At 40.0% G+C, this 25639-nt stretch carries 23 protein-coding genes; 3 read left to right on the top strand and 20 right to left on the bottom strand.

The genetic code is table 11. The features are described from left to right. Positions 1 to 79 precede the first annotated feature (79 nt). Positions 80 to 1099 carry a zinc-dependent alcohol dehydrogenase gene (locus ACFSGI_RS07635; RefSeq protein WP_204823558.1) on the top strand — a complete coding sequence of 340 codons (1020 nt, stop codon included), beginning with the start codon at positions 80 to 82 and terminating at the stop codon, positions 1097 to 1099. A 200-nt stretch (positions 1100 to 1299) separates the two neighbouring features. On the opposite strand, the gene ACFSGI_RS07630 is transcribed toward ACFSGI_RS07635, so the two are convergent. From ACFSGI_RS07630 to ACFSGI_RS07605, 6 genes are all read right to left on the bottom strand, one after another. Further along, positions 1300 to 2001 (bottom strand): DnaD domain-containing protein, encoded by a 702-nt coding sequence (locus ACFSGI_RS07630; protein WP_204823557.1) that lies wholly within the window; start codon positions 1999 to 2001, stop codon positions 1300 to 1302. A gap of 51 nt (positions 2002 to 2052) precedes the next feature. Then, complete coding sequence (gene asnS / locus ACFSGI_RS07625) at positions 2053 to 3348, bottom strand: asparagine--tRNA ligase (RefSeq protein WP_204823556.1); 1296 nt, start codon at positions 3346 to 3348, stop codon at positions 2053 to 2055. Positions 3349 to 3566: 218 nt separating this feature from the next. Then, positions 3567 to 4766, bottom strand: a complete 1200-nt coding sequence (locus ACFSGI_RS07620) for an acetate kinase (RefSeq protein ID WP_069327956.1) — start codon at positions 4764 to 4766, stop codon at positions 3567 to 3569. Beyond that, entirely contained in the window at positions 4763 to 5635 is an 873-nt protein-coding gene (locus ACFSGI_RS07615; RefSeq protein ID WP_204823555.1) for a 3-hydroxyacyl-CoA dehydrogenase family protein, read from the bottom strand. Before ACFSGI_RS07615 ends, ACFSGI_RS07620 begins: the two co-directional genes overlap by 4 nt. A 263-nt stretch (positions 5636 to 5898) precedes the next feature. Next, complete coding sequence (locus tag ACFSGI_RS07610; protein WP_204823554.1) at positions 5899 to 7401, bottom strand: AAA family ATPase; 1503 nt, start codon at positions 7399 to 7401, stop codon at positions 5899 to 5901. Beyond that, entirely contained in the window at positions 7401 to 7928 is a 528-nt protein-coding gene (locus tag ACFSGI_RS07605) for a hypothetical protein (protein WP_204823553.1), read from the bottom strand. The genes ACFSGI_RS07610 and ACFSGI_RS07605 overlap by 1 nt, the downstream gene beginning before the upstream one ends. A 380-nt stretch (positions 7929 to 8308) precedes the next feature. Here ACFSGI_RS07605 and ACFSGI_RS07600 point away from each other — a divergent pair, with 380 nt between their 5' ends. After that, positions 8309 to 9328, top strand: a complete 1020-nt coding sequence (locus ACFSGI_RS07600) for a sugar ABC transporter substrate-binding protein (protein ID WP_204823552.1) — start codon at positions 8309 to 8311, stop codon at positions 9326 to 9328. A gap of 24 nt (positions 9329 to 9352) precedes the next feature. Next, complete coding sequence (locus tag ACFSGI_RS07595) at positions 9353 to 11041, top strand: methyl-accepting chemotaxis protein (RefSeq protein WP_379282840.1); 1689 nt, start codon at positions 9353 to 9355, stop codon at positions 11039 to 11041. Positions 11042 to 11135: 94 nt separating this feature from the next. Here ACFSGI_RS07595 and ACFSGI_RS07590 read toward each other — a convergent pair whose 3' ends face one another. The 14 genes from ACFSGI_RS07590 to dapB form a co-directional block, all read right to left on the bottom strand. Next, positions 11136 to 11684, bottom strand: coding sequence for a cell wall elongation regulator TseB-like domain-containing protein (locus ACFSGI_RS07590; protein WP_204823550.1), 549 nt, complete (start codon positions 11682 to 11684; stop codon positions 11136 to 11138). 30 nt (positions 11685 to 11714) lie between these two features. Further along, positions 11715 to 13022, bottom strand: a complete 1308-nt coding sequence (locus ACFSGI_RS07585; RefSeq protein ID WP_204823549.1) for an amidohydrolase — start codon at positions 13020 to 13022, stop codon at positions 11715 to 11717. After that, positions 13015 to 13662 (bottom strand): redox-sensing transcriptional repressor Rex, encoded by a 648-nt coding sequence (locus tag ACFSGI_RS07580; RefSeq protein WP_204823548.1) that lies wholly within the window; start codon positions 13660 to 13662, stop codon positions 13015 to 13017. Before ACFSGI_RS07580 ends, ACFSGI_RS07585 begins: the two co-directional genes overlap by 8 nt. Further along, positions 13659 to 16553 carry an ATP-dependent DNA helicase DinG gene (gene dinG, locus ACFSGI_RS07575; RefSeq protein ID WP_204823547.1) on the bottom strand — a complete coding sequence of 965 codons (2895 nt, stop codon included), beginning with the start codon at positions 16551 to 16553 and terminating at the stop codon, positions 13659 to 13661. The genes ACFSGI_RS07580 and dinG overlap by 4 nt, the downstream gene beginning before the upstream one ends. 693 nt (positions 16554 to 17246) lie before the next feature. Next, positions 17247 to 17630: an aspartate 1-decarboxylase gene (gene panD / locus ACFSGI_RS07570; protein WP_204823546.1), complete on the bottom strand. Its 384-nt coding sequence runs from the start codon at positions 17628 to 17630 to the stop codon at positions 17247 to 17249. Further along, complete coding sequence (panC, locus tag ACFSGI_RS07565) at positions 17623 to 18528, bottom strand: pantoate--beta-alanine ligase (protein ID WP_204823545.1); 906 nt, start codon at positions 18526 to 18528, stop codon at positions 17623 to 17625. Before panC ends, panD begins: the two co-directional genes overlap by 8 nt. Beyond that, positions 18525 to 19397 carry a 3-methyl-2-oxobutanoate hydroxymethyltransferase gene (gene panB / locus ACFSGI_RS07560; RefSeq protein ID WP_204823544.1) on the bottom strand — a complete coding sequence of 291 codons (873 nt, stop codon included), beginning with the start codon at positions 19395 to 19397 and terminating at the stop codon, positions 18525 to 18527. The genes panC and panB overlap by 4 nt, the downstream gene beginning before the upstream one ends. A gap of 311 nt (positions 19398 to 19708) precedes the next feature. Continuing rightward, positions 19709 to 19978, bottom strand: a complete 270-nt coding sequence (locus ACFSGI_RS07555; protein WP_379282836.1) for a hypothetical protein — start codon at positions 19976 to 19978, stop codon at positions 19709 to 19711. 105 nt (positions 19979 to 20083) lie between these two features. Further along, positions 20084 to 21055 carry a biotin--[acetyl-CoA-carboxylase] ligase gene (locus ACFSGI_RS07550; RefSeq protein ID WP_204823542.1) on the bottom strand — a complete coding sequence of 324 codons (972 nt, stop codon included), beginning with the start codon at positions 21053 to 21055 and terminating at the stop codon, positions 20084 to 20086. Further along, positions 21052 to 22380 carry a CCA tRNA nucleotidyltransferase gene (locus ACFSGI_RS07545; RefSeq protein ID WP_204823541.1) on the bottom strand — a complete coding sequence of 443 codons (1329 nt, stop codon included), beginning with the start codon at positions 22378 to 22380 and terminating at the stop codon, positions 21052 to 21054. Before ACFSGI_RS07545 ends, ACFSGI_RS07550 begins: the two co-directional genes overlap by 4 nt. A 12-nt stretch (positions 22381 to 22392) precedes the next feature. After that, complete coding sequence (bshA, locus tag ACFSGI_RS07540; RefSeq protein ID WP_204823540.1) at positions 22393 to 23553, bottom strand: N-acetyl-alpha-D-glucosaminyl L-malate synthase BshA; 1161 nt, start codon at positions 23551 to 23553, stop codon at positions 22393 to 22395. Positions 23554 to 23676: 123 nt separating this feature from the next. After that, positions 23677 to 24378 (bottom strand): bacillithiol biosynthesis deacetylase BshB1, encoded by a 702-nt coding sequence (gene bshB1, locus ACFSGI_RS07535; RefSeq protein WP_204823539.1) that lies wholly within the window; start codon positions 24376 to 24378, stop codon positions 23677 to 23679. Further along, entirely contained in the window at positions 24378 to 24797 is a 420-nt protein-coding gene (locus tag ACFSGI_RS07530; RefSeq protein WP_204823538.1) for a methylglyoxal synthase, read from the bottom strand. Before ACFSGI_RS07530 ends, bshB1 begins: the two co-directional genes overlap by 1 nt. 33 nt (positions 24798 to 24830) lie before the next feature. Continuing rightward, a complete protein-coding gene (gene dapB / locus ACFSGI_RS07525; RefSeq protein ID WP_204823537.1) occupies positions 24831 to 25634 on the bottom strand; it encodes a 4-hydroxy-tetrahydrodipicolinate reductase in 804 nt (267 codons plus the stop codon). Positions 25635 to 25639 lie beyond the last annotated feature (5 nt).

Below are 25639 nucleotides of genomic sequence, written 5' to 3'. Positions count from 1 at the left end.
CTATCGATAAAAAACGAGAATGTTTAGAATGTTTTCTATATTTTACTAATTAAAAGTTGAATATTGGAGGTTATTGAATATGAAAGCAGCAATTTACTATGGAGTTCAAGATTTAAAAGTAGAGGAATTACCTATTCCTACAGTGGGTGACCATGATATTTTAGTCAAAAATTTACGTGCAGGTATCTGTGGCACTGATATTGCTGTTTATAATTTGGGCGGACATTTATTTAATGTTGAACCTGGAGAAGAATTTGGACATGAAATGGTTGGTGAAGTCGTAGAAATAGGGGATAAAGTTAGTGCAGATATTGCTTTAGGTATGCATGTTTTTGTCAATCCAATCACAGCCAAAAAGACCGGAGCAGCTAAATCGATAGCCGGTTGTGCTTTTTCACAGTATATCCTTATTGAAGAAGCTCAATTGAATTACAATATCTATACGATTGATAAAAAAGTGCCCCTTGAAGCCGCAGTATTGGTTGAACCGATGAGTGTAGGTACTCATGGAGCAAATGTACTTCAAGCCAAGCCGGATGATCGTATTGTCGTTTTTGGCGCAGGGCCTATCGGTATCTCGGCAGCAGCAAGCATTTTGGCAAAAGGAAATCAAAATGTGTGTATAGTCGATATCGATGAATGGCGTTTGCAAAAAGCAGCCACAATCGGGCTTCATACTTTAAATACCAAAAAAGAAAATTTGGCAGATGGATTAATGCGTATTTTTGGATCACAAATCAATTCTATGGGTCAGTCGATCCCTAATGTCGATCTATATATTGATGCGGCAGGTGCACCTGCTTTACTTCAGAGTACTATTGCTTTTGCCAAACCTCATTCTAAAATGTGTATTATTGCGGTCTACAAAAAAGAAATTTCGATTAATCCAACAGCCTTTATGTCTAATGAATTTACACTTATGGGTTCTCGTGGGTATACACAAGAAGATATTATTGAAGTAATCGACCATTTGACCGAGGAAAAGACAACGGTAGCTACGATGGTCACACAGACGTTTAAGCTTGAAGATATTAATGAAGCTTTTAAATTCGCTAGTGAAGCTAAAGGTACTATTAAGGTTATTATTGACCTCACTTAAAGCTTAGTCGATCTACGATATATTAATCTTCTATGATTGACTGTATCCTATATAGACTCGACCGATGTATTGATTGTATTTTAAAATATCAAAAAGGCTGTTTCCTCGACTACTTATCGGGAAACAGCCTTTTTAGTTAGTATTTATCGTTTTTAATATTACAACTTACTTTGGATGATGACTCAACAGGTATTTTTTACTTACCGTTGACGGAATTTTTGTGTATGTGCACGAGCGTCTTCTACAGTGCGTACACGATTCCGATTCCATTCTAGTAAAATACGATCAATGTATCTAAAATGAAGCTTACCTGCAAATACAGCTTCTTTGAGCGCCATTAGAATCAATTCTTCGGCATACCGATCCTGATCAATCCAACTGGAGATTGTTTCACATTCCATCGGAGATAACGGACGAGCAAATTCTTTTTCAAAAATAATAAAAAGATTACGTTCGTTTTCTGCTTGCTTATCTGCTTTGGACATTGGTTTGACTGGTTCTGGTAAAACATCTGAAGAATCAATACGATCTTGCTGCTCTGTCGCCAGTACAGTTCCCAGTTTCTCATACAATCCGCTTAGATCATAACGTTCATAGCGAATGCCTGTTAACGGGTCTTCTTCATCCTCAATCAAAATAAATCCTGACTTCATTAACTTCTGAATACGAGTAGCGATCAATGACGCATCTGCTCCTGTTCTCCATTGAAGTTCTTCGAGTGTCGGGAATTCATTATTTTCAACTTGTCGAAAAGATAAAATTTGAATGAGCAACATTGCTTCCGCATCATCCAGATCTAATGCCTGATAATATTTGAGCAACGCATACGGCACATTCGCTGTCTGCAAACCCAAAGCAAAGGCAGCACCTTTAGACCAGGACTTCCATTGTTCTCCGCCCATGTGATTCACCCTTTCTATTGCTCTACGATTAGACATTATCCTACGTAGAGACTAAGGGTACAGACGGTACAACATACGTGGGAATGCAATCGTTTCGCGGACATGATCCAATCCACAAATCCATGCCACTGTACGTTCTAGACCTAGACCGAAGCCAGAGTGCGGTACACTTCCGTACGTACGTAGATCAAGATACCATTTGTAAGCTTCTTCTGTCAGGTTATGCTCTTCAAAACGCTGTTTCATTAGCTCAGGATCGTCGATACGTTGTGATCCACCGATAATCTCTCCATATCCTTCCGGTGCGATCATATCCGCACACAGTACCACTTCAGGACGTTCAGGATCAGGTTTCATATAGAAAGCTTTGATATCTTTAGGATAGTTAGTGATAAATACAGGCTTGTCATACGCTTCAGCAATCGCTGTTTCGTGTGGCGCACCAAAGTCATTACCCCAAGGGATATCGAAATCTTTACCTTTTAAGAACTCAATCGCTTCATCATAAGAAATACGAGGGAACGGTGCTTGAATATTTTCCAATTTAGAAATATCGCGCTCCAACGTTTCCAATTCAGTACGACAGTTTTTAAGAACAGATTGTACGACATACGATACAAATTGTTCTTGAACACGTAGACTTTCTTCATGATCGGTAAATGCCATTTCAGGCTCGATCATCCAGAACTCGATCAAGTGACGACGTGTTTTGGATTTTTCAGCGCGGAATGTAGGCCCAAATGAATATACTTTACCCAATGCCATCGCTGCTGCTTCCATATACAACTGTCCACTTTGTGTTAGATAAGCATCTTCATCAAAGTATTTGATATGGAACAGTTCTGTAGAATCTTCTGCCGCAGATGGTGTTAAGATTGGCGGATCGACTTTGGTAAATCCATTGTCATTGAAAAATTCTTGTACCGCACGAATAATCTCAGCACGAATCACCATAACAGCGCGTTGTCTGTTGGAACGCAACCATAAATGACGATGATCCATTAAGAAGTCTGTACCATGTTCTTTTGGTGTAATTGGATAGTTTTCAGTCAAATGGATAATTTCAATGCCTGTAACCGTCATTTCATATCCAGATTTACTGCGTGGTTCTTCACGAATAATACCTGTTACATATAAAGAACTTTCTTGTGTCAAGCTTTTAGCATCGTTCCACAATTCTTCAGATACTTCGCTTTTTACAACAACGCCTTGAATATATCCTGTACCATCACGTAATTGCAAAAACTGAATTTTACCGCTAGAGCGCTTGTTGTTGATCCATGCGCCAATCGTGACAGTCTGTTCAACATGCTCATTTACTTTTTTTATAACGGTTTTGGTAGACATTTATATACTCTCCCTTTTGCTTATTGAGCAACATCAATGAAATAGGTAATGACTACAAGCTATCATCAGCAAGAAATCAAAGCAAAAAACGACTTTGCTTTGATTTCTACTGAGAAGCTTTTATAGTATCATTATTCAAATCATTTGAATAACATCCATTTACCTATTTTAAATCATTATACAATAAACATCTGCTTGTTTATGATCTGTAATGTTGCTTACTTTTGAATCAACTTGTACGTATCACGTGCAATGACAAGTTCTTCATTTGTAGGAACAACCAGTACTTCTACTTTAGAATCCGGTGTAGAAATACGACGTGGATCACCAGAACGGATTTTGTTCAATTCTGGATCCAATTTCACACCAAGATACGTTAAGTTTTCGCATACTTTTTCACGAACGATTGCAGAGTTTTCGCCGATACCTGCTGTAAAGACGATCACATCTACACCGTCCATCGCTGCTACATACGAACCGATGTATTTACGTAGACGATATTCAAACATTTCAAAAGCAAGAGTTGAATTCGCATCGCCTTCAGCCATAGCATCTGTAATCTCACGCATATCACTGCTAGAACCGGAAATCGCCATTAATCCACTATGTTTGTTCAACATAAAGTTAACTTCACCGATACTCAGTTCTTCTTTATTCATTACATAAGGTACGATCGCTGGATCAAGGTCACCACTACGTGTACCCATGATTAGACCTTCAAGCGGTGTCATACCCATCGATGTATCTACAGAGATACCGTCTTTAACTGCTGTTAAGCTACCACCGTTACCGATATGGCAAGTGATCACTTTAAGCTCTTTTAACGGGCGTTTAAGATACTCAGCCGCTGCAAGACTAACATAATAATGAGATGTGCCGTGGAATCCATAACGACGTACTTTATGTTTTTTGTAAAGTACTTTAGGAATAGCATACAAGTATGCTTTTTCAGGCATCGTTTGGTGGAATGCTGTATCAAATACAACAACCTGTGGTACGTCAGGCATATTTAGTTCAACTGCTTCAATCCCCATAATATGAGCCGGGTTATGAAGAGGAGCTAGATCGAATAAGCGACGAATTTCTTTTTTTACATCTTTGTCTACAAGAACAGACTCTTTAAAAGATTCTGCCCCTTGTACTACACGGTGTCCAACAGCATCGATTTCGTCTACAGATTTCATCACACCATGTTTTTCATCAGTTAAGCTTTCAAGTACACGACGAATAGCAATCGTATGGTCTAAAATTTCGCTTACTGTGTTGTATTCTTCGCCACCTGTAGGCTCGTGAACAAGAATCGAAGAATCCATACCGATTCGTTCTACGCGTCCTTTAGCTAGAACACTTTCGTCTGTCATGTTGTACAACTGGTATTTTAGAGAAGAACTACCTGCATTGATTACGAGTACTTTCATATCCGGTCACCATCCTTGTCATACTTGAAGAATCCTTCGCCTGTTTTCACACCAAGACTACCTGCACGAACCATTTTTTTCAAAATGATAGCTGGGCGATATTTTAGCTCTCCGTATTCGCGGAACATACGCTCAAGTGCTGCATTTACTGAATCCAGTCCAAAGCGGTCAGCCATTTCAAGCGGGCCATATTGGAATTGGTAACCAATGCGCATCGAATCATCGATATCTTCAGCAGAAGCTACACCTTCTTCAAGTACATGCAATGCTTCATTGATCAATAAGCAAATAATACGGCTTGTTACAAATCCAGGAGATTCATAAACCATGATGCCGCGTTTGTTGACTGTTTGCTCAATAAAGTTCTTTGTCACTTCAAACGTTTGATCGGATGTACGAAGACCACGAATGATTTCGACAAGATCAATTTTGGATACTGGATAAATAAAGTGCATTCCAATAACACGTTCTGGATACATTGTTGAACTTGCAAGTTCTGTTAAGCTCAATGTAGATGTATTACTTGCCAAAATTACATTGCTTGGACAAACTTGATCCAATTGAGCAAATACTTCTTTTTTCGCTTCTGGATCTTCACTGATCGTTTCGATCACAAGTTCACATGTTCCCAAATCTGCAAAATGAGTCACTTTCGTGATTTTGGACAAAATCAATTTTTTCTCTGCTTGAGTTAATGCCCATTTCTCCATTTGTTTGTCCAGACTGGTCTCAATCATATCCCAAGCATGGTTCAGCTTGTCCTGTGTTTTCTCAACAAGTAATACCTCGATGCCCTTCTTAGCAAGCATTTCAGAAATACCTTGTCCCATTGTACCGCCGCCGATAACGCCGACTTTTTTAAAATTCATGGTTTCTTTCCACCCTTCCAATATTCATAAAGTGTACAGACCAAATATGTTCAGTCTATATCCTTTGAAGCCTTCTATTCGTTGTCGTCTCTTCTCTAGCTTGCGTTCATACAAAATACATAGATACTTCAAAACCAATCTTTTGTACTTGCGTATTGAAGCCGAAAAAATCAAAACATAACGTCAGGCTTTTATATGATCTCCAACATCTAATAATAGCGTAGCACAAGCAAAAAGTAAAAAAAAAGTACCAGCATTTTAAATTATGCTGGTACATTTGAACTTTTATTGAACTGTTGTCGAAATTGTTCGCCAGATAACACTTCTTCTTTTAACAAAATGTCCAAAGATGTGTCAAAAATTAGGCGACGGCTATCTAGAATTTCTTTGGTGCGTCTGGTTAAATCTTCTAAAATAGCATTATTTTCTTTCATAATTTGTTCTTTAGGAACCATGTTCATACTGATAATTCCAAGCTTCGTCAAACCCGATTCCATCATTGTCTGAACAATATTGAGTGCTTGATCGAAATCGCCTCTAGAACCTGTACTTCGTCCTTCATAATACATTTCTTCAGCTGCCGCTCCACCAAGAGCAATCATGATTTGCTCTTCCAAAAATGGCTTCGTGTACAAGTATTGTTCTTGTGCAGGATTATGACGCACATAGCCTAACGCTTGACCGCGTGGACTCAATGCTACTTGCCCTACACTACCCGGACGAACCACTTCTGCCATAATCGCATGTCCTAATTCATGGATAGCTACGCGACGTTTTTCTTCGATACTGGATTCACGATCTGTTTTTTCACCCATCATCACTTTATCGATTGCCATAGATAGATGACGTTGCAAAATATGGTCTGCATTTTGACGCATCGCATAAATCGCACCTTCATTCATTACACTTTCCAATTGAGCTCCAGAGAAACCGTATGCTTCTTCTGCTAATTTATCTAGATCGGTATCTTTGGCAAGCGGTTTGTTTGCTGCATGAAGTTCCAAAATATGTTTACGACCTTTTTTATCAGGTAGATCGACTTGAATATGACGATCAAAACGACCCGGGCGTAACAATGCACTATCTAGCATTTCTTTACGGTTGGTAGCCGCAATAATCAAGATACGAGGTGCTTCATTGCTATAGATTCCATCCATTTCTGTCAACAACTGATTCAACGTCTGATCATACTCACGTTGTTGTCCGCCTTCACGTTTACCACCAATAACATCTATTTCATCGATAAAAATTATCGCGCTTTGCTTATTTTCTTTGGCAGCACGTGTACGAGCGTCTTTGAACAAATCGCGAATACGTCCTGCTCCAACACCGACATACATTTCTACAAATTCGCTACCGGATGCACTGACAAATACAGAATCGGTATAATGAGCTGCTGCTTTTGCCATTAATGTTTTACCTGTCCCTGGAGGCCCTGTAAGCAGTATTCCTTTTAACGGGCGAATACCGAATTTGTTCATTTCATCATGACGTACAAGAAAATCAAGAGCTTCACGCAATTCACGCTTCGCATTATCTTGACCACCAATTTGTTCAAAAGTTAATTTAAGCGGCCCATTTTTTTTACGTTTACGTTCTTGCGCAGCACCAACAGCTAATCCACCACGCATTTGCATCACCAAGAATGTTCCACCCACTAGAGCAGCAATCAATAATAACGGTAAAATATTATATCCTACAAAGATAAGAAAAATTAACAACACTGGTACAAATCCAACAACAATCTCTTTTGTCCATTTAGGCATTAGGCGCTTCCTCCTGTGACTTGAGAATTACGTGGCAAGATCAGGAATTTGCTTCCTTTTCCATTGCTCAAAGATACGTAGACGTTACGTTCATCCATTTCTGCTTTAACTTGAATATTTTTGTTTTGTTGCATAATACTTTCAACAGTTTCCGGAATTTCAGTATATTTTTGTGTCGCCATTGCTTGAGAAACAGAAAACATGGCGTTTTCCCATACTTTGTCGAGTTCTGTATTCGAGTGATCTGTCACTTCTAATTTAAGTGTACGTGTACCCCAGATATCGGTTCCTTGCTTATTCAATGTCTGTACCAGACCACCTAAATCTGCAGAAGGTGCAAGATCAAGTTTCAACATCACTTCTTTTGGGTTAATACTAATATGAGAGGCATTGACCCCAGGATAATTCTGTACAATTTTCGTAAGCGGACTGTAGAGAGTCAACTGACGATACGTAAACCATCCACCAAATAATACAGTAGCAGATACGATTACTGTTATAAAAATAGGCATGATACGGAGTTTCATATACGTCCTCCTTTAATGTAGTGAACACGATGTACATAACAACATATATTTTACTTCGGTATTTGAACGCCTATCGGTAACAGTTTATAGATAGGTTTTTTGCTGTGTTTACATTTATTTATCTATATCTAGTATATCATATGTGTTTTTTGATTTCTAATACCACTACTTTTAGTCATATTCATTTTTTAGTTATATTCAACTCCGCTTATATTCAACTCCACTAATGTTCTCCTCTTTAATAAAATAAAAATCTCTATTATTAAAAATACAACCTCTGTCGATATATTTTATATCTTGTCACATTTTGTCCTTATTTATATCTAAAAAAATGTAAACGCTATGCTGCTTTAAAAATGAACAGTATGGAGGTTGGCTAAATGCGTGTACTTTTAAAGTTCCCCGTTATTTTTTTGTTGTTCGCTCTCATTATGCTTATTTCAGGTTGTACTTCCAGTTCTTCTGTAACTCCTGCTTCACCAGCTTCTAATGCCTCTACTACAACAGCAACGACTCCTACAACTACGAATAACACATCAGGAAAGATAACGATTGGTGTATCTATTCCAAATATGAATGATAGATTTATCAGTTATGTAGCCTCTGGTATGCAAGCCTATGCCAAAACACAACCTGATGTCACTGTCATTTATGCAGACGCTAAAAATGACCCCTCCACTCAACTTCAACAAATCAAAGAATTTATTGCTCAAGATGTAAAAGCAATTACCTTTTTACCAATGGATCCTACCATTTCCAAAACTATTGTAGATTTAGCCAATCAAGCTAATATTCCTATCATTGCAGTCAATCGTACATTTAAAGAATTAACGACAATCACTTCTTACATCGGTTCTGATTCGTTGACTGCCGGTACACTTCAGATGAACGAAGTCGCTAGACTGTTAGGCGGAAAAGGTAATATTGCAATCATGGATGGTGATATGGGCAGTGATGCACAGGTAAACCGTACTAAAGGCAACAAAGAAGTGATTGCTAAGTACCCGAACATGAAAATTATTTTTGAAGAAACAGCTAATTACGATCGGGCTAAAGGCATGGCATTGATGGCTAAATGGTTAGCTTCCAAACAACATATTGATGCTGTTGTAGCAAACAATGATGAAATGATTATCGGAGCTATGTTAGCAGCACAGGTTAATGGTCAAGATCAAAATATTATTTTTGCCGGTGTCGATGGTACGATGGATGCTCTTAATTTTATGAAAGCTGATAAATTAAAAGTCACTGTTTTTCAAAATGCAGCGGCTCAAGGCAGTAAAGGCCTTCAAACTACGATCGAAGCAGCCAATGGGAAAAAAGTCGCTAAAGAAATCATTATTCCTTATGAATTAATTACACAAGCAAACGAAGAAAAATATATAGCTAAGTGGAAATGATTATATATGAAGGAGTGGGTTATGATGCGTCTTTCAATCCTGCATAAACTTTTAGCTGGATTTCTTGCTATTGCCCTGATTGCTGGCTGTGCAGGAGTGGTCTATATAATGTCTCTTCAGCAAATACAGCAGTCGATGAGTACAATTCTAGATCGTTATGTAACACTCAAGTCTCAAGCTGACAATTTAAAATTTTATGCGACAAGCCAGAATGGATATATGCAGTCGTATATGCTAAGTCGGGATTCTTATGACGGTTCTCAATTATTAAGTACAAATGATCAGACGACTCAACTTTTAACAGATATGAAAAGTCTAGTCGTCTCACCAGAAGATACTGAAAAAATAAATTATATGCTCAAAATGAATGACTATTACAAAACACACGCTCAGGAGTTGTTTAATCTTCCTCCTACACAACTGAATCAATCGTATCTCGATATTATTACAAGCGTTATTCCTGTAGGTAGTATGATTGTTACATTTGCTCAACAATTTTCAGATCAACAAGATATTCTTATGGAAACGGCTAAAAACGAAAATCTGCAAAAAATATTACATGCGCGTCAACTGGCTATTACGATTAGCGTTATTAACTTTGCTCTAGCTATTATTATTGGCATTATCATTTCTCGTCTGATCTCCAAACCTTTACAAAAATTAAATAAAGCAGCGAAAGCGATATCTACAGGTGATCTCAACATTGAAGATATAACCGTCAAACAAAAAGATGAATTAGGAGAACTTGCATCTTCTTTTAACAGTATGAAAAATAATCTGCGGCATCTGGTTCATGAAATTAATGATAATGCAGCACAGGTCATTTCTATTTCTAGAGATGTAGCTAGTGGAGCGTCTGAAACGGGCAAAGCGGCTGAACATGTTGCTGATATTATGTCAGACCTCTCCAATAGTACTCAAGATCAGGTCAAAATTGTTGAAGGCGGTCTACAAGCTGTATATGATGTTAATAAAGATATTCAGCAGATTGATCACAGCAGTCAACAAGCGATGAATGTCGCTCAACAAGCACAGACACAAGCACTATTAGGCGATAAAGAGATAGCGCATGTGATGAATCAAATGGATCAAATTCATCAGCGAATGAGTAAATTAGAAGTCATTATTTTATCTCTCAATAAACGTTCTAGTGAAATTGAAGAAATCAATAATGCTATTTCTTCCATCGCTTCGCAAACAGGTCTATTATCACTGAATGCTGCTATTGAAGCCGCGCGCGCAGGAGAACATGGACGTGGATTTGCTGTGGTGACCTCCGAAATTCGCAAACTATCGAATGAAACCAATGATTCGGTCAAACGTGTTAAAGAATTAGTAAATACGATTCAAAATGAGACTAGAGGCGCGACCGAATCGGTTGAAAGTATGGTAAAAGAAGTCAGTCAGGGTATCACTGCTGCACATTCTGTAGGCAATTTATTCAACACGATCAAAACGTTAACCGATCACACGACCGCCGAGATTAAAGAAGTGAATAATTCGCTCCATCATTTATCCGGTCATTCCGAGAAAATTGTAAAATCTATGGAAAATATTTCAGGATTAACCGATCATGTCGCTTCGAATACAGAAAGTGTCAGTGCGGCTACTGAAGAGCAGTTAGCTTTTCTGGAAGAAAGTACAGCCCATACTGCTACACTTCATGCTATGGCGGAGAAATTACAAGGCACTGTTTTACAATTCCGCTTATAATTGTATCGTTTTATTACAGCAAAAAAAGCATGATCTGAATGAATTCATACGCTGAATTCAAAAGATCATGCTTTTTTTCGATGACTCTTCTACTTTAGTCTTCTTGCCCTGTTCCTTTTAATGTTGCAGGCAATTCCATAGGTCCACCTAATTTGGTTCCATCTCTGAAATTGTAGAAAATATAATAATAACGCTCATTCAGTTTGGCAAAGACTTGCCAAGCATATTTCCCGTTATATGAGCCAGGTACAATTCGTACAGCTTCTGCTCCAGGCAAATCTTTTTGTAGCAGATCAGTGGCTGCTTGATAAGATACTGTACCTGCTGTTTTTTCAACATGTACAGCGTTAGCTCCTTCAGCTACTGAACCGTCTATATTAAATTTGACCCAGACCATTAGATCTTCTTGCGCTGTGTTTTTACCTTCAACGACCCAATAGGTTGAACTATCTGTCCATACTGAATTGAATGTACGCGTAACCGAGACAATATCAGCCTTTTCCTGCGCGCTATTGATTGCCAGTTGCTCTTTACTCCAGGGCTTTGCCATGACATGAACATAAAATTGATTAATACCTAATATAAGCAATCCTACTACAACAATAATGATTGCAATCCACTTGCCACTTCCCAAATTTCGCAAAACACGCCATCCTTTCCTGTCGACTTCCGGTTAGCGTTTAAGCAAACCTTCAAAAGCACTTTGGGCTTCATGACGAATTTTTTCTTCATCCAGTGTTAACGATACACCGTCTTTGATCAATTGCTTACCGTCTACCCACACATGCAATACATCTTTAGCAGAGGCAGAATAGATAGTGTGTGAAATAAAATCAGTACGTGGTAAGAAATGCGGTTGATCTACATTCAATGCTGTAATATCAGCTTTCATCCCTACAGCAAATGTACCCACATCATTCAAAAATACAGATCTTGCGCCATATTCAGTACCCATTTTCAATGCTTCTAGTGCAGGTACGGCTGTTGGATCACCAGATACTCCTTTATGAATAAGAGCTGCCAAACGCATTTCTTCAAACATATCCAGGTTATTATTACTTGCCGGGCCATCTGTACCCAAAGAAACGACAACGCCTGCACGCAACAAATCAGGTACACGTGCTACTCCACTTGCTAATTTGAGGTTACTGCCCGGATTATGAGAAATTGCGACTTTATTTTCAGCAAGTACTTCAATCTCTTCATCATTCAAATGAACAGCATGTGCTAGCAATGCTGGGCGAGTGAAAAATCCTAATTTTTCCAAATGAGCTACAGGACGTAATCCATAATCAGTAACGTTTAATTGAACTTCTGCCAGTGTCTCAGACATATGTGTATGCAGCGGCAAATCCAGATCATGAGCTGCTTGTACAAATTGTTCGATGTATGCAGGTGGACAAGTATACGGTGCGTGTGGAGACATCATCGTTGTAATACGTCCATTTGCTTGACCATGCCAATCACGTGCAAAGTCGATCGATTGTTTTAGCTTTTGCTTTTGCTCTTCTTCTGAACATAAGCCGATTACACCACGCATCAATACTGCACGCATACCGGATTGTTCTACGACTTCTGCTACACGTTCTGAGCGGTCATACATATCGAGGAATGTAGTCGTACCGCCTTTTAACATTTCTAATACTGATAAAGCAGTTCCCCAGTATACATCGTCACTTGTGAATTTCGCTTCCATCGGCCACATTTTTTCTTGTAACCATACTTGTAGAGCCAGATCGTCTCCATAGCCGCGTAGCAACGACATTGCTGCATGACCATGACTGTTCACTAGACCTGGGATAAAGAACAAATGATTACCATCGACTACTGTCGTGCCTTCTTCGATCACAGGTTCTTCTTCTCCAAGATAAGTGATCCATCCATCTTCTATCACCATATGTCCAAAAAGCATCGATTTCTCTTCGCTCATTACAGCAAACATACCGTTTTTGATAACCCATTTGTTCGAAGTATTATTCATTAGTTTCATGTTCCTTTCCATCTTCCAGATAATAGGCAAGGCTTAATAAATCCGTTGTAAAATCAGCAGTGTGCACACGAATATGCGGTGGAGCTTTCAAAATAATCGGAGCAAAATTCAAAATCGCTTCTATTCCAGCTTCTATCAACTGATCGGCTACACGCTGTGCTTCAATATTTGGTACCGTAATAATACCAATACGAATACTTTTTTCTTTGATCGTTGCTCCCAATTCTTCAATCGGTTGCACGACTAATGTATTGATCATCGAACCTACTTTAGGCTCAAGAGAATCAAAAACAGCTACAATTTTCATTGTTTCTTTGAGATACATATTATAGTTAGAAAGGGCATGCCCTAGATTACCTGCACCTACAAGTGCGACATTAATTTGTTGATCTAATTTTAAAATATGACGTATTTTTTCAATCAGATACGATACATCATAACCGATCCCTTTGCGTCCAAAATCTCCAAAATACGCTAAATCTTTGCGAATTTGTGCTGGATTCAAATCTAATTTTTGTCCCAGTTCTTGCGAAGACACTGTAGGAACTTCACGAGTGTGAAGTTCGTTCAAGTATCGAAGGTATACAGGTAGTCTTCGCACGACTGCTTCTGATATTTTGTCGGATTTCATGCTTGCTCCCCCTCTTGATTTACAGTTTCCTTTTCAGGTTCGGCCTGGCTAAGCCATTCTGTAATACGGGGTACCATCTGCTCTGTAGGCATATGTTCCATTTTGGGACCGGGCAATGAATATAGAAAATGCTTGCCATAATAGGATTCGATCACACGAGTGTCATAGACAATAACGATTCCTCGATCACTAGATGTCCGTACTAATCTACCAAAACCTTGTTTGAAACGGATAACTGCTTGCGGTACAGATAATTTCATAAATGGATTTTTCTTTTCTTTTTTAAGCCGTTCACTTTTGGCTTCAAGCAGTGGATGATTGGGCGGTTGAAAAGGTAAACGCACGATCGCCAGACAAGTTAATGCTTCGCCTGGAATATCGACCCCTTCCCAAAAACTGCTTGTACCGAGCAAGACCGAAGCCGAGCGCTCTTGAAATCTTCGAGTTAGCTTGGTACGACTTCCTCCATCAACGCCTTGACCAAATACTGCAATATCGCTATGTGATAACTTCTCTTTCAAAGGCTCATACACCTGCTTGAGCATCCGATAAGAGGTAAATAACACCATCATTCGTCCATTGGTCGCTTTTGCAGTCTCCGCCAATGAGTTCGCTAATGTATCTACAAAGAACGCATCACCCACACTGCCTTTGACACTTGGGAAATCGCGCGGAATCAACAATAGCGATTGTTCACGATAATTGAAAGGTGAAGATAGCTGTTCGGTCATCAATCGACCTTCTTTTTCTGCTTCTACCAGTCCCAGTTGTTCAATCATATATTGGAATTTCTTTTCGATTGATAATGTTGCTGATGTCAAAATAATACTTTTCTTTTTATCAAAAAAGTACTCTTTCAGTTGCTTGCTCACATCAACCGGTACAGCATACATCTGCAAAGACTTACTACGGTAATTACCATTAGCTTCATACCAGTAAACCGTATCTGCACTTTCCAGCTTCACAAATTGACGCAGATCATCTCGTACTACCGTTAAGTCTTTGAATAAACCAGACACATCTGTTACCAGACTATCGGTACCTAACTGTTCGTCGCTGTCTTTGATCTGATTCATTACCTGTTCGCCTTTACGAATCAACTGACTTAGCCCAATATGAATCTGATTTTCAAGTTCTGTAATCACAGTCCATTCTGTCGGTTGCTTTTCTGGTAAAAGACGCAAGGTAAACTGCCCTGCTTCTCCTGGAGCAGCATCACTACGCTGAGGTAATAAAGCAAATAGTAACTCGCTCAACTTATCCCAGTTTTCTTTCACATCTACAATTTCAGGATACAGATTATCGATCGCTATCGCCCAATCCATACCACGCTCATTGCCAGAAGAACCCAATTGTTGACGCAAAATCGCTAACTGACCATTTTTGCTGTCTTTGAACAATCGTAATAGCGGATGAACCAATGTGAAATATTTCATATGCATACCCAAGTGCTTACCTGCGACATCTTCTAAATGATGGGCTTCATCAATCACAAGTCGATCGTAGGCAGGAAGCAATTGATGTCCTGCTTTGACATCGGTAAACAATTTGGAATGGTTCGTAATCACAACATCTGCTGTTCCTGCTTCATGCTTCGCGCGATGGTAAAAACATTTACGGAACCACGGACATGCACGACCCAGACAAGAATCGGTATCACTGGCTACCGTTTCCCAGAAGTCAGCTCCACGATTACCCATATTGAGTTCTTCATCATCGCCAGTTTCTGTCGAATTTAACCAGACAATCATTTGAGCCGCAATCAATACATCTTCTTTGGGACTTTGAAATTCTTTTGTATTTATTTTATGCTCAAATTTGCGCAGACACAAATAATGCTGGCGTCCTTTGAATACGGCAGCACGAAATGCGAACGGTACAACTTGAGTCAATAATGGGATATCCCGTTCTCGCAATTGTTCTTGCAAGTTAATCGTGTGCGTACTTACCATGACACGATCGTTTTCTTTGACACTATGATAAATCGAAGGCAATAAATAACCTAGCGATTTGCCTGTTCCTGTTCCTGCTTCGATTAACAAATGCTTATCATCGGTCATCGCTTTGATGACTTCTTCAAACATCCGATTCTGTGGTTCACGTTCTTCGTAATGAGGCAGCAGATTACGTAAGTTTTGTTTTACTTGCTCTAAAAATTCATCAAACGAAACATCCGCAAGCGGCATATTTCCACGTTCTTCATGAGCCGGTAAAATTTCATTCCAATCGCCTACTTTTAACGCCAATTGACGAAAAAAACGATGTTCGTCTAAATCTTGAATCGGTTGTGCTTCTTTTTCCATTCGTACGCCATCAAAATACCAGCCCAGATCACTATCCTGATTATCAAAAAGTTCAGACAATCGTTGGACTGTAATCAATGGCAAGTCGTTCAATTCTTCCAAGCACTTTAGAAATACATGAGCGGTTGCTAACGCATCACTATCTGCTTGATGAGGACGATCATGAACGAATCCCAGGTCTTTGCTCACCATACTTAACTGGTAACTCGATAGATTCGGGAAAAAGATACGCAATAAATCCATTGTATCCAACACTCGACCTGTAAATGCTAAATATCCAGTCTGATCCAAAGCTCGTTGTAAAAATCCTAAATCAAACCCGACATTGTGCCCAACAAGCACAGCATCTTCTAATAAAGGAATCATCTCCAAAATCACATCATCCAATTCTGGAGCATTCTCTACATCTTCATTTTTAATTCCTGTCAAACCTTCTATAAAAGGAGGAATCGGCACTCCCGGCTTCACCATAGAAGAATATACGGTGGAAATACTTAAATCATGATCTATAATGGCAAGCCCAACTTGAATAATATCATCGGTGGACTGAGTACCTGTGGTCTCAAAATCCAGTACGGCAAATTTCATGGATGTCTAAATCCTCTCCTTGCTGTCGTCTCAACCTGATGTCGAAATGTTCACCTATCAGCATACCAGAAGAAGACCATTTTGAAAATCAAAGGGTGGGAGTTATTTAAATTTTAACTTTTCTGAGGTGGGCGCTGCGAGGAGAAAATCGTTCTTGTCGTCGCTTGTTGTAAATGAATCCTTTGAATGACTGCTTCACAGTCAGGATTCATTTACAAAGGCGAACGCTTCGCTCTTTCAGAATGATTTTCTCCTCTCCGCTGGTGTGGGTAGGTAAGCATAATGTTGAATAACCATGTAGTAAATAGTTGGAAAATATACAGTAACCAAACTATTTTCTCTAACAAAAAGAGGATCTAGTCACATACATACTAGATCCTTTTCTTTAGCCCTATTACATATAACTAATAGACACCGTTTAAAAATCCTTCAATTCAAAATGTTCTCCTACAAAGAATGCCCTGGCAAGCCAACCAGAATAAACTATTTGTGGCTAGCGTATTAGCTACCTACTCCAGCGAAGGGAATAGAAATTGTTCTGAAAGAGCGAAGCGCTCGCCTTTTTACTAGCATCCCTACCGCTATGCGGTATATTCAAGGGATTCTAGTAAACCAGCGACGACAAGAACAATTCCATTCCCGAAGCGAGGTAACTAACAACGCTCCACACTAAGCTTTATTCAACCCTCATTCTCACATAATTGTCGCGTGTACTTCTTTATGAGCTTCCATAACAGGTTTGTTCGTTTCATCTACAAATACAACGGTTGGACGGTGAGTAGACAATTCTTCAGCACTCATCATCGCATATGAAATAATAATAACAGTGTCTCCCGGCTGTACTAGGCGTGCTGCGGCTCCATTCAAGCACACTACACCACTACCACGTTCACCAACGATCACATACGTTTCCAAACGAGCACCGTTGTTATTGTTAACGATTTGTACTTTTTCATTTTCAAGCAAATCTGCGGCATCCATCAAATCTTCGTCGATTGTAATACTACCTACATAATTAAGATTAGCTTCTGTTACAGTAGCGCGGTGAATCTTGGATTTCATCATCGTTCTATACATGCAAAGCAACACCTTTCGTTTCGAGAATAACATTATCGATCAGACGTGTACGTCCAAATTTTACAGCCAGTGCAATAATCACTTCATGATCCAATGTAGCTAAAACGGTATCTTCTGCTAAAGATTCCAATCGTGGAAAGCTTAGAATATCCGCATAATCGATTTCAGCAATATCCGATTGCCCAATCGAAGTACGCAAAAATGCTCGCACTTGACCTGCTGTCATATCTTCTTGTTCACGAATATGTTGCTGTACACTATTTAAGGAACGCGAAAGCACCAATGCTTGCTCACGTTCTTCACGAGACAAGTACACGTTACGAGAGCTTAGCGCCAATCCGTCTTGTTCACGTACAATCGGGCAAGGAACAATTTCAATATCCATATTCAAATCAGTCACCATTTGACGAAGCACAGCGACTTGTTGTGCATCTTTGGTACCGAAGAAAGCATAATCCGGCTTCACAATATTGAAAAGCTTGGTCACAACTGTCGATACCCCATCAAAATGACCTGGACGCGAAGCGCCACACAATGTATCTGTCAGATCAGCTACGGTAACATGAGTTTTGATCGGTGTAGGATACATATCTTCCACACCTGGCATAAATACCAAATCGACTCCATTTTTTTCAGCTAGTGCCAGATCACGTTTTTCGTCACGAGGGTAACGTTCAAAATCTTCATTCGGGCCAAATTGAATCGGATTAACGAAAATACTGATCGCTACGATATCGCTCATTTCGGTTGCTTTCTGCATAAGACTCGCATGTCCATCATGCAAAAATCCCATCGTTGGAACAAGTCCAACTGTTGCTTCATGATCTATAGTGGAACGCTGTTTGCGTAATTGTTTCACTTCTGCTCTCATTTCGGCAATGCTACGTACGACTTTCACGATTGAGTCTCCACCTTCCGTTTGGCTCCATATAATGAACCTAATGCTTCTTGATCTCCGCTAAATACATGCTGTTCTGCTGGAAATGCACCGCTTCTCACTTCATTAACATACTCTTGCAAAGCCGTACGAATCGTATTTCCTACATCTGCATACGTTTTGACAAATCGTTTTTCCCGATAAGACGATGTGTATTTAACTGCATCATGAAAAACAAGTACTTGACCATCACAACCACGCCCCGCTCCTATACCGATCGTTGGGATCGATAATGTTTGGCTAATCGTTGTAGCAGCTTCTTCGGTAACCAATTCCAACACTATTCCAAATGCGCCTGCGGCTTCTAATGCAAGTGCATCGTCCAATAAACGTTGTGCATCTTTCTCGTCTTTCCCTTGAATCCGGTATCCACCAATTTGATGTACCGATTGTGGAGTTAAACCGATATGCGCAATAACAGGTACACCTGCTTGTACAATAGCTTTAACCGTATCTGCAATCTCTGCGCCACCTTCAAGCTTAATCGCATGAGCATGACCTTCTTGCATTAATCGACGCACACTTTTCAACGTTTCATCGATACTACCGTGATACGTCATAAAAGGCAGATCAGCTACGATAAATGTAGAACCTGCACCGCGAGCCACTGCACGCGAATGGTATACAATATCATCTATAGTAACAGGAATGGTCGAATCATATCCAAGCACGACGTTACCTAACGAGTCTCCAATTAACAGCATATCGACACCTGCTTCTTCAGCAAGCTGAGCGGTTGGATAATCGTAGGCTGTAATCATCGTAATCGGATGACCTTCCTGTTTCATTTTTTTCATTTTCAAAATATTAAGCGGCATTTTGGCTGCCATGGTGACATCAAGCTCCTTTTAAGTTGGGTATAGTCTTTCGGACAAAATAAAAAAACCTTTTAGTCTAGTCGTTCACTAAAAAGGTCCTGAGTCCAAAAAAGAGTCACTTTGCGATCATCTCTTCTGTCTCGGTCCTATAAAACGGCTCAGAGCAGAATTGAATGTAAGCCAACACCTCGCTTCACATGTGTATCCTGGATGGGATACCTATTCAGTTAGTACTCTAATCTGCGACTCAAAAATGGTAGGTTTATTTCTGTTGGATAACAATGATGTATGCAACAGACAGATAACCCCGGTTATTGAGCGGTTTAGTAGAGTGGCTTGCATGATGTGCTTAGATTGCCAAGCGCAGATGGAAAGATATTTTGCTCTGCAAAAATCATTTTCTCATTGAACTTGGTCGCGCTTATAATGCCAAGCGCTAATAGAAAGATATTTTGCTCTGCAAAAATCATTTTCTTATTGAACTTGGTCGCGCTTATAATACCAAGCGCTAATAGAAAGATATTTTGCTCTGCAATAATCATTTTCCTATTGAACTTGGTCGCGCTTATAACTCCAAGCGCTGGTAACATCAAGTTAACATCAGAAAGTACGGTTCGGTCTTGCCGATACCGTCTTCCGATATAGTATACCAGAACAAATTGTTAAATTCACTATTTTATCTAACAATTATTTCTAGATTAAAATTCAATATCTCCTGAATAAATAGGAATAACCTGATGATCTGCAAGGCGTAGTAAAAGTTCACCGTTCATGCCTAACCCTTGAGCTATCCCTTGAAAAGAACCTTGAGCATTGTGTACTTGGATTGATTTGCCGATCGAAATCGCCATACTTTCCCATAGCGCTGCAATCGGTGCAAATCCTTCGTCTGTATAGCATTGATACAATGTTTCTAATTCAGAGATCACTTCTGCAACTATAGATGTGCGATCAATGACTTGACCGGATTCGATACGCAACGAAGTTACAATAGATTGCAAATGCTCTGGCAAATCTTCTGCTGTTAAGTTAGCATCTATACCGATGCCTGCAATCGCGTAACGTACACGTCCATCTTCTGCAGCCGATTCGATCAGAATCCCGCAGACTTTGCGACCATCTATTAAAAGATCATTCGGCCATTTGATGCCAATATCCAATTGGGTAGTGCTGCGTAACGCTCTACATACCGCTACAGCAGCGAGTAATGTCAATTGAGACATATACTGTAAAGGTTGTACCGGACGCATCACCAGACTCATCCAGATGCCTCTACCGGATGGTGAGTAGAAAGGTCTACCTTGTCTTCCACGACCTGCTGTCTGTTCTTCGGCAATCACTAATGTGCCTTCAGCAGTCTGTTGTTCTGCCAATATTCGTGCTTCATCTTGTGTAGAAGCAACCGATTCAAATAAATGTAACGGCTGACCCCATGAACCTTTTTGATTTAAAGCCAATTGCAAAGCTGTCACGTCAAATCGATCCGGTCGACGTGTAATCCGGTATCCTTTGCGAGAGGTTGATTCAAATTCATAGCCTTTTTCTTTCAAGCGGTTAATCCCTTTCCAAATCGCTGTACGACTGACAGACATTCGGCGACTGATTTCTTCCCCTGAAATATATTGTCCTGGATGTTCATTCAGCAGTTGAAGCAGATGTTCATCATTCATCGTAATCCTCTCCTTGCTAAGGCTTGCTCCGCATAATGCAATATAACGTCTTGATGATTGTCTAATTGTCCTGTAGCCACTAGAAGTAATATTTCATTCAATAGTTCGCCTAACCATTTGCCAGCGGTAATATTTACATGTTGAAGAATATCTTGCCCTTTGATAGGTAAATCAGCCAGACTATATACGGTCAACTGTTGTAACCATTTATCCGCTTGATTGCCTATTATCGCTAAACGTTGTTGATATTGTTGTGGCAACACCGGGAAAAGGGTATGCCAGTGCCGCGCAATCTCTTTACCATAATCCAATACACAACTTACAAATAGCACATACGACTGATGTGTATTTGTATGCTCATCTAGAGCATGTTTATATTCTGTAGCTGATAAAGAAGTAGATTCAAGTTGCACTACCCCATCATATAAACGCTCATTCATTCGTATTATTTTGGACACTTGATCTGTCATTATATTGGGAAATGTCCATGATTTGAAAATGATTTTGATCTGTTGTTCATCCATACCTAGCGCTAGTGCAATTAATGTCCAACGCAAAATAGATGGTGATGCAGGTAATTGTTCTAAAGAACGAAGAAGATCCTGATGTAAATCTTGACAGGGTACATTGACTTTCATATACGGAATCAATCCACTGATTAACAGTAACTCAATACCATGATATGGATAAGGACCTGCAATCATTTTTTCCATTTCTATCCGAATACGTTCTGTCGCGATATGACTGATCAATGCTTGATGATGCAGAAGAGCTTGCCATGTCTGCTGTTCAATTTCAAAATCAAATACAGACGCAAATCGGATTCCTCTCACCATGCGCAGCGCATCTTCTTCAAACCGTTCATCAGCAACGCCTACACAGCGAATAATCCCTTTATTCAGATCATCGATACCATGAAAAGGATCGGTATACTTTCCATCTATCCCGCGCGCAATCGCATTCATAGTAAAATCACGCCGGCGTAAGTCTTCACTTAATTCTCGCACAAATTGTACTTGTTCTGGACGGCGATGATCGACGTATTCTGTTTCTGTACGGTATGTAGTGACTTCAAAAGGCTCATTTTCAATCAAAACAGTAATCGTGCCATGTTCGAGTCCTGTAGGAATCGTACGTTCAAATAAAGCAATCACCTGCTCTGGTGTTGCATTGGTTGCAATATCCATATCATTGACAGGTCGTCCTAATAATTCATCACGTACACATCCACCTACAAAATATCCTTCATACCCTTGATCAGTCAAACGGCGGAGCAGAGAATATCCCCGCTCCGCCATCTGCGGATCTACCCAATTCCATTGCATGGTATAATCCCCTCAACCACATACCGGAGAAGGCTGAGACAATTCACGTCCAAGTACCCGGTAATAAATTTTTTCATATTCTGCCATCATTCGTTCATTGCTGAACTCGCTTTGGGAGCGATCAAGACAATTTTTGATCATCGTCTGCATCAGTTGATGGTTGTTGAGCAATTCTACAGCATGTGCTGCCATTGCTTCTGTATCTCCGATTGGCGCAAGAAATCCAGTTTCTCCATGAATAATCAATTCAGGAATACCACCTGCTTGTGAGCCTACCGTAGGCACACCACATGCCATTGCTTCTAGTGCTACTAAGCCAAAGCTTTCTTTTTCAGAAGGAAGCAGCAAAATATCAGCCAGCGAAATCACTTGCGGAATATCATCTTGCTTCCCTAAAAACATAACGCGCTCGGTTAAGCCCAGTTCTTGTATCTGAAATTGAATTTTGGGCAGATCAGGGCCTTCGCCCACCAGTAACAAGCGAGAAGGAATCTTCTCGTTCACTTTAGCAAAAATCTCTACCACATCACTAACACGCTTGACCGGACGAAAATTCGATACATGCATCAGTACCCGATCATTGCCAAACGCGTAGTCTTTGTGCAGTTCTGTTGTATCACGCGGATAGTACATCCGTTTGTCTACAAAATTATAAGTCAGATCAATATTACGTGTAATATCCAACAATTCATGTGTCTCACGAATCAGATCTTTGGATACCGCTGTTACAGCATCACTTTCATTGATCGCTAACCGAATTAAATCTTTTAACGATTCATCCTGCGCAAGCACTGTAATATCTGTACCATGCAAAGTCGTTACAACTTTCAGATGATCGCCTACCATTTGCTTCGCTAAAAAAGCACACACCGCATGAGGCACAGCATAATGCACATGCAATACATCCAACTGTTGCATTTTAGCAACTTGAGCCATTTTATTAGCTAATGTCAGATCATATGGTGGATATTTAAATACATAATAATCGTTGACTTCAACTTCATGATAAAAAATGTTTTTGTGAAATGTTCCTAATCGAAAAGGAACACTGTGCGAAATAAAATGCACTTGATGCCCTTTTTCAGCAAGTAATTTGCCTAATTCTGTTGCCACGACGCCAGAGCCGCCAAGCGACGGATAACATGTGATGCCGATTTTGAGCATCGTGTCCATAAGGGCTGTCTCCTTTCACTTACCTCATTCATCATGATGTAAGCTCTACGTTTTATATCAGGTAAGTTCATTACTTTATATTATATACATACTCTTTATAATTGTGTTAGCAAAAAAGAGATTTTAGCGAAAAAGATCAACCACAAAAGGAGTCTTGGTTACAAATCCTTCGGCATACTTTATCTGACTGCGTTGACCTGCCAGACTATCCCGATATCGAACACGCTCTACGTACCCTTGTGTCAGCGGCGTCTCCACCATATCTACATCTGCCCCTAATCCACCAAATTGAGAACGATAACAAAGCAACGCTTGCTCTTTCTGTTCATATACATCGGTTACATCTACTAATAGATCAGTAGGTGCGGGATCATTGATAAAATAATAGTAGGTCTGCTGTACAGTCACTGGAGCAAGTTCTGGCATATATCGACGTAACTTCGCATTAAATACTGCTTCTTCTACAAGCTGGCTACAGATCATATGATCAGGATGACGATCAACCCAATAAGGAGCAAATACAATTTTAGGCGATAGCTTACGAATCTCCGCAGTAATGGCATCCAATTGCTCTGTAGAACGTGCTAAACGGCGATCAGGCAAGCCTAAATTGCTACGATATGCTAATCCTAATACTTTTCCAGCGGCTTCAGCTTCTTGCTTACGCAATTCCACATTGCCGTTAGAAGACATCTCTGCTGCTGTCAAATCACAAATACCTACTTTTAAACCTGCGGCAGCATGCTTGGCAATCGTCCCCGCCATTCCGATCTCGGCATCATCTGCATGCGCACCAAATACAAGAATATCCACAGACATACTCATTACAGTTGCTCCGGCTTGTATTTATGAACTAATTCGCGCCATGCAAAATCGCCACGATCTAAGGCTTTGACCAGAATCTCAGCCGTTGCAATATTCGTAGCGACAGGAATCCCTTGTACATCACAGATGCGAAGCAATGCACTAATATCCGGTTCATGAGGCTGTGCCATCAATGGATCACGTAAAAAGATAATCAAATCCATATCATTTTGCGCGACCATAGCACCGATCTGTTGATCTCCACCAAGTGGGCCTGATAGATAACGGTGAATTTTTAATTGGGTATGTTCCATAATACGCATTCCTGTAGTACCGGTAGAATATAATTGATGCCCGTCAAAAACATTTTCATAGGCAATTACAAAGTTGACCATCTCATCTTTTTTACGGTCATGGGCTATAAAAGCGATATTAAACATCGAAATCTCCCCTATACTTCTTTATTATTCAAATTAATCGATAAAACGCTCAAATCCATACACCATACCGCTATATTCCATGACTTTCTGTACACCTAACTTTACACCTGGCATATAGCTAGAACGCTCATAGGAATCATTGCGGATTTTGAGTGATTCTCCAGCACCGCCAAAAATCACTTCTTGTTGAGCGAATACACCTGGCAAACGAACACTATGAATACGGAATCCATCATATTCTCCGCCGCGAGCGCCTTTTATATGTTCTTTTTCATTCGGATTACCTTGTTTGATCGATTCACGAACTTCTGAGATCATTTCTGCTGTTTTGACGGCTGTACCGGAAGGCGCATCTAATTTCTGATCTCCATGATATTCAATAATCTCTACATTAGGAAAATGCTTTGCCGCTTGCGTAGCAAAACGCATCATCAAAATAGCTCCAATCGAAAAGTTAGGAGCAATCAGTCCGCCTAGACCTGCTGTCTGGCATTTATGATCTAATTCTTGTATTTGCTCGGGTGTGTATCCTGTCGTACCCATCACCGGACGAACTCCTGCTTCAATCGCTAACAACGCATGCTCATAAGCAAATTCTGGTGTTGTAAAATCGACCAGTACATCTGCCGGGTAGTCTGCTAATGCTTGCTTCAGATCAGCAACAACCTCTATATTAGCTGTCGGCATACCGACTAACTGCCCTGCATCTTTCCCAGCGTCAGAACGTCCCACTGCTGCGGCTAATTCTAACTGTTTGTCACCTAGTACTAATTTTACAACCTCTTTACCCATACGACCGCCAGCTCCGGCGACAATTACTTTAATCAATGTTGTCATGATAG

The sequence above is a fragment of the Paenibacillus nicotianae genome (genome assembly GCF_042681745.1).
Classification (GTDB): domain Bacteria; phylum Bacillota; class Bacilli; order Paenibacillales; family Paenibacillaceae; genus Saccharibacillus; species Saccharibacillus nicotianae.
Note: the sequence above shows the minus strand (reverse complement) of the source record. Positions and strands in the feature narration are given on the sequence as shown.

Excerpts from the sequence above, each read along its gene's own strand:
- ACFSGI_RS07635 (WP_204823558.1), top strand. The coding sequence starts at position 80 with ATGAAAGCAGCAATTTACTATGGAGTTCAAGATTTAAAAGTAGAGGAA.
- ACFSGI_RS07630 (WP_204823557.1), bottom strand. The coding sequence starts at position 2,001 with ATGGGCGGAGAACAATGGAAGTCCTGGTCTAAAGGTGCTGCCTTTGCT.
- asnS (WP_204823556.1), bottom strand. The coding sequence starts at position 3,348 with ATGTCTACCAAAACCGTTATAAAAAAAGTAAATGAGCATGTTGAACAG.
- ACFSGI_RS07620 (WP_069327956.1), bottom strand. The coding sequence starts at position 4,766 with ATGAAAGTACTCGTAATCAATGCAGGTAGTTCTTCTCTAAAATACCAG.
- ACFSGI_RS07615 (WP_204823555.1), bottom strand. The coding sequence starts at position 5,635 with ATGAATTTTAAAAAAGTCGGCGTTATCGGCGGCGGTACAATGGGACAA.
- ACFSGI_RS07610 (WP_204823554.1), bottom strand. The coding sequence starts at position 7,401 with ATGCCTAAATGGACAAAAGAGATTGTTGTTGGATTTGTACCAGTGTTG.
- ACFSGI_RS07605 (WP_204823553.1), bottom strand. The coding sequence starts at position 7,928 with ATGAAACTCCGTATCATGCCTATTTTTATAACAGTAATCGTATCTGCT.
- ACFSGI_RS07600 (WP_204823552.1), top strand. The coding sequence starts at position 8,309 with ATGCGTGTACTTTTAAAGTTCCCCGTTATTTTTTTGTTGTTCGCTCTC.
- ACFSGI_RS07595 (WP_379282840.1), top strand. The coding sequence starts at position 9,353 with ATGCGTCTTTCAATCCTGCATAAACTTTTAGCTGGATTTCTTGCTATT.
- ACFSGI_RS07585 (WP_204823549.1), bottom strand. The coding sequence starts at position 13,022 with ATGAATAATACTTCGAACAAATGGGTTATCAAAAACGGTATGTTTGCT.
- ACFSGI_RS07580 (WP_204823548.1), bottom strand. The coding sequence starts at position 13,662 with ATGAAATCCGACAAAATATCAGAAGCAGTCGTGCGAAGACTACCTGTA.
- dinG (WP_204823547.1), bottom strand. The coding sequence starts at position 16,553 with ATGAAATTTGCCGTACTGGATTTTGAGACCACAGGTACTCAGTCCACC.
- panD (WP_204823546.1), bottom strand. The coding sequence starts at position 17,630 with ATGTATAGAACGATGATGAAATCCAAGATTCACCGCGCTACTGTAACA.
- panB (WP_204823544.1), bottom strand. The coding sequence starts at position 19,397 with ATGGCAGCCAAAATGCCGCTTAATATTTTGAAAATGAAAAAAATGAAA.
- ACFSGI_RS07550 (WP_204823542.1), bottom strand. The coding sequence starts at position 21,055 with ATGAATGATGAACATCTGCTTCAACTGCTGAATGAACATCCAGGACAA.
- ACFSGI_RS07545 (WP_204823541.1), bottom strand. The coding sequence starts at position 22,380 with ATGCAATGGAATTGGGTAGATCCGCAGATGGCGGAGCGGGGATATTCT.
- bshA (WP_204823540.1), bottom strand. The coding sequence starts at position 23,553 with ATGGACACGATGCTCAAAATCGGCATCACATGTTATCCGTCGCTTGGC.
- bshB1 (WP_204823539.1), bottom strand. The coding sequence starts at position 24,378 with ATGAGTATGTCTGTGGATATTCTTGTATTTGGTGCGCATGCAGATGAT.
- ACFSGI_RS07530 (WP_204823538.1), bottom strand. The coding sequence starts at position 24,797 with ATGTTTAATATCGCTTTTATAGCCCATGACCGTAAAAAAGATGAGATG.
- dapB (WP_204823537.1), bottom strand. The coding sequence starts at position 25,634 with ATGACAACATTGATTAAAGTAATTGTCGCCGGAGCTGGCGGTCGTATG.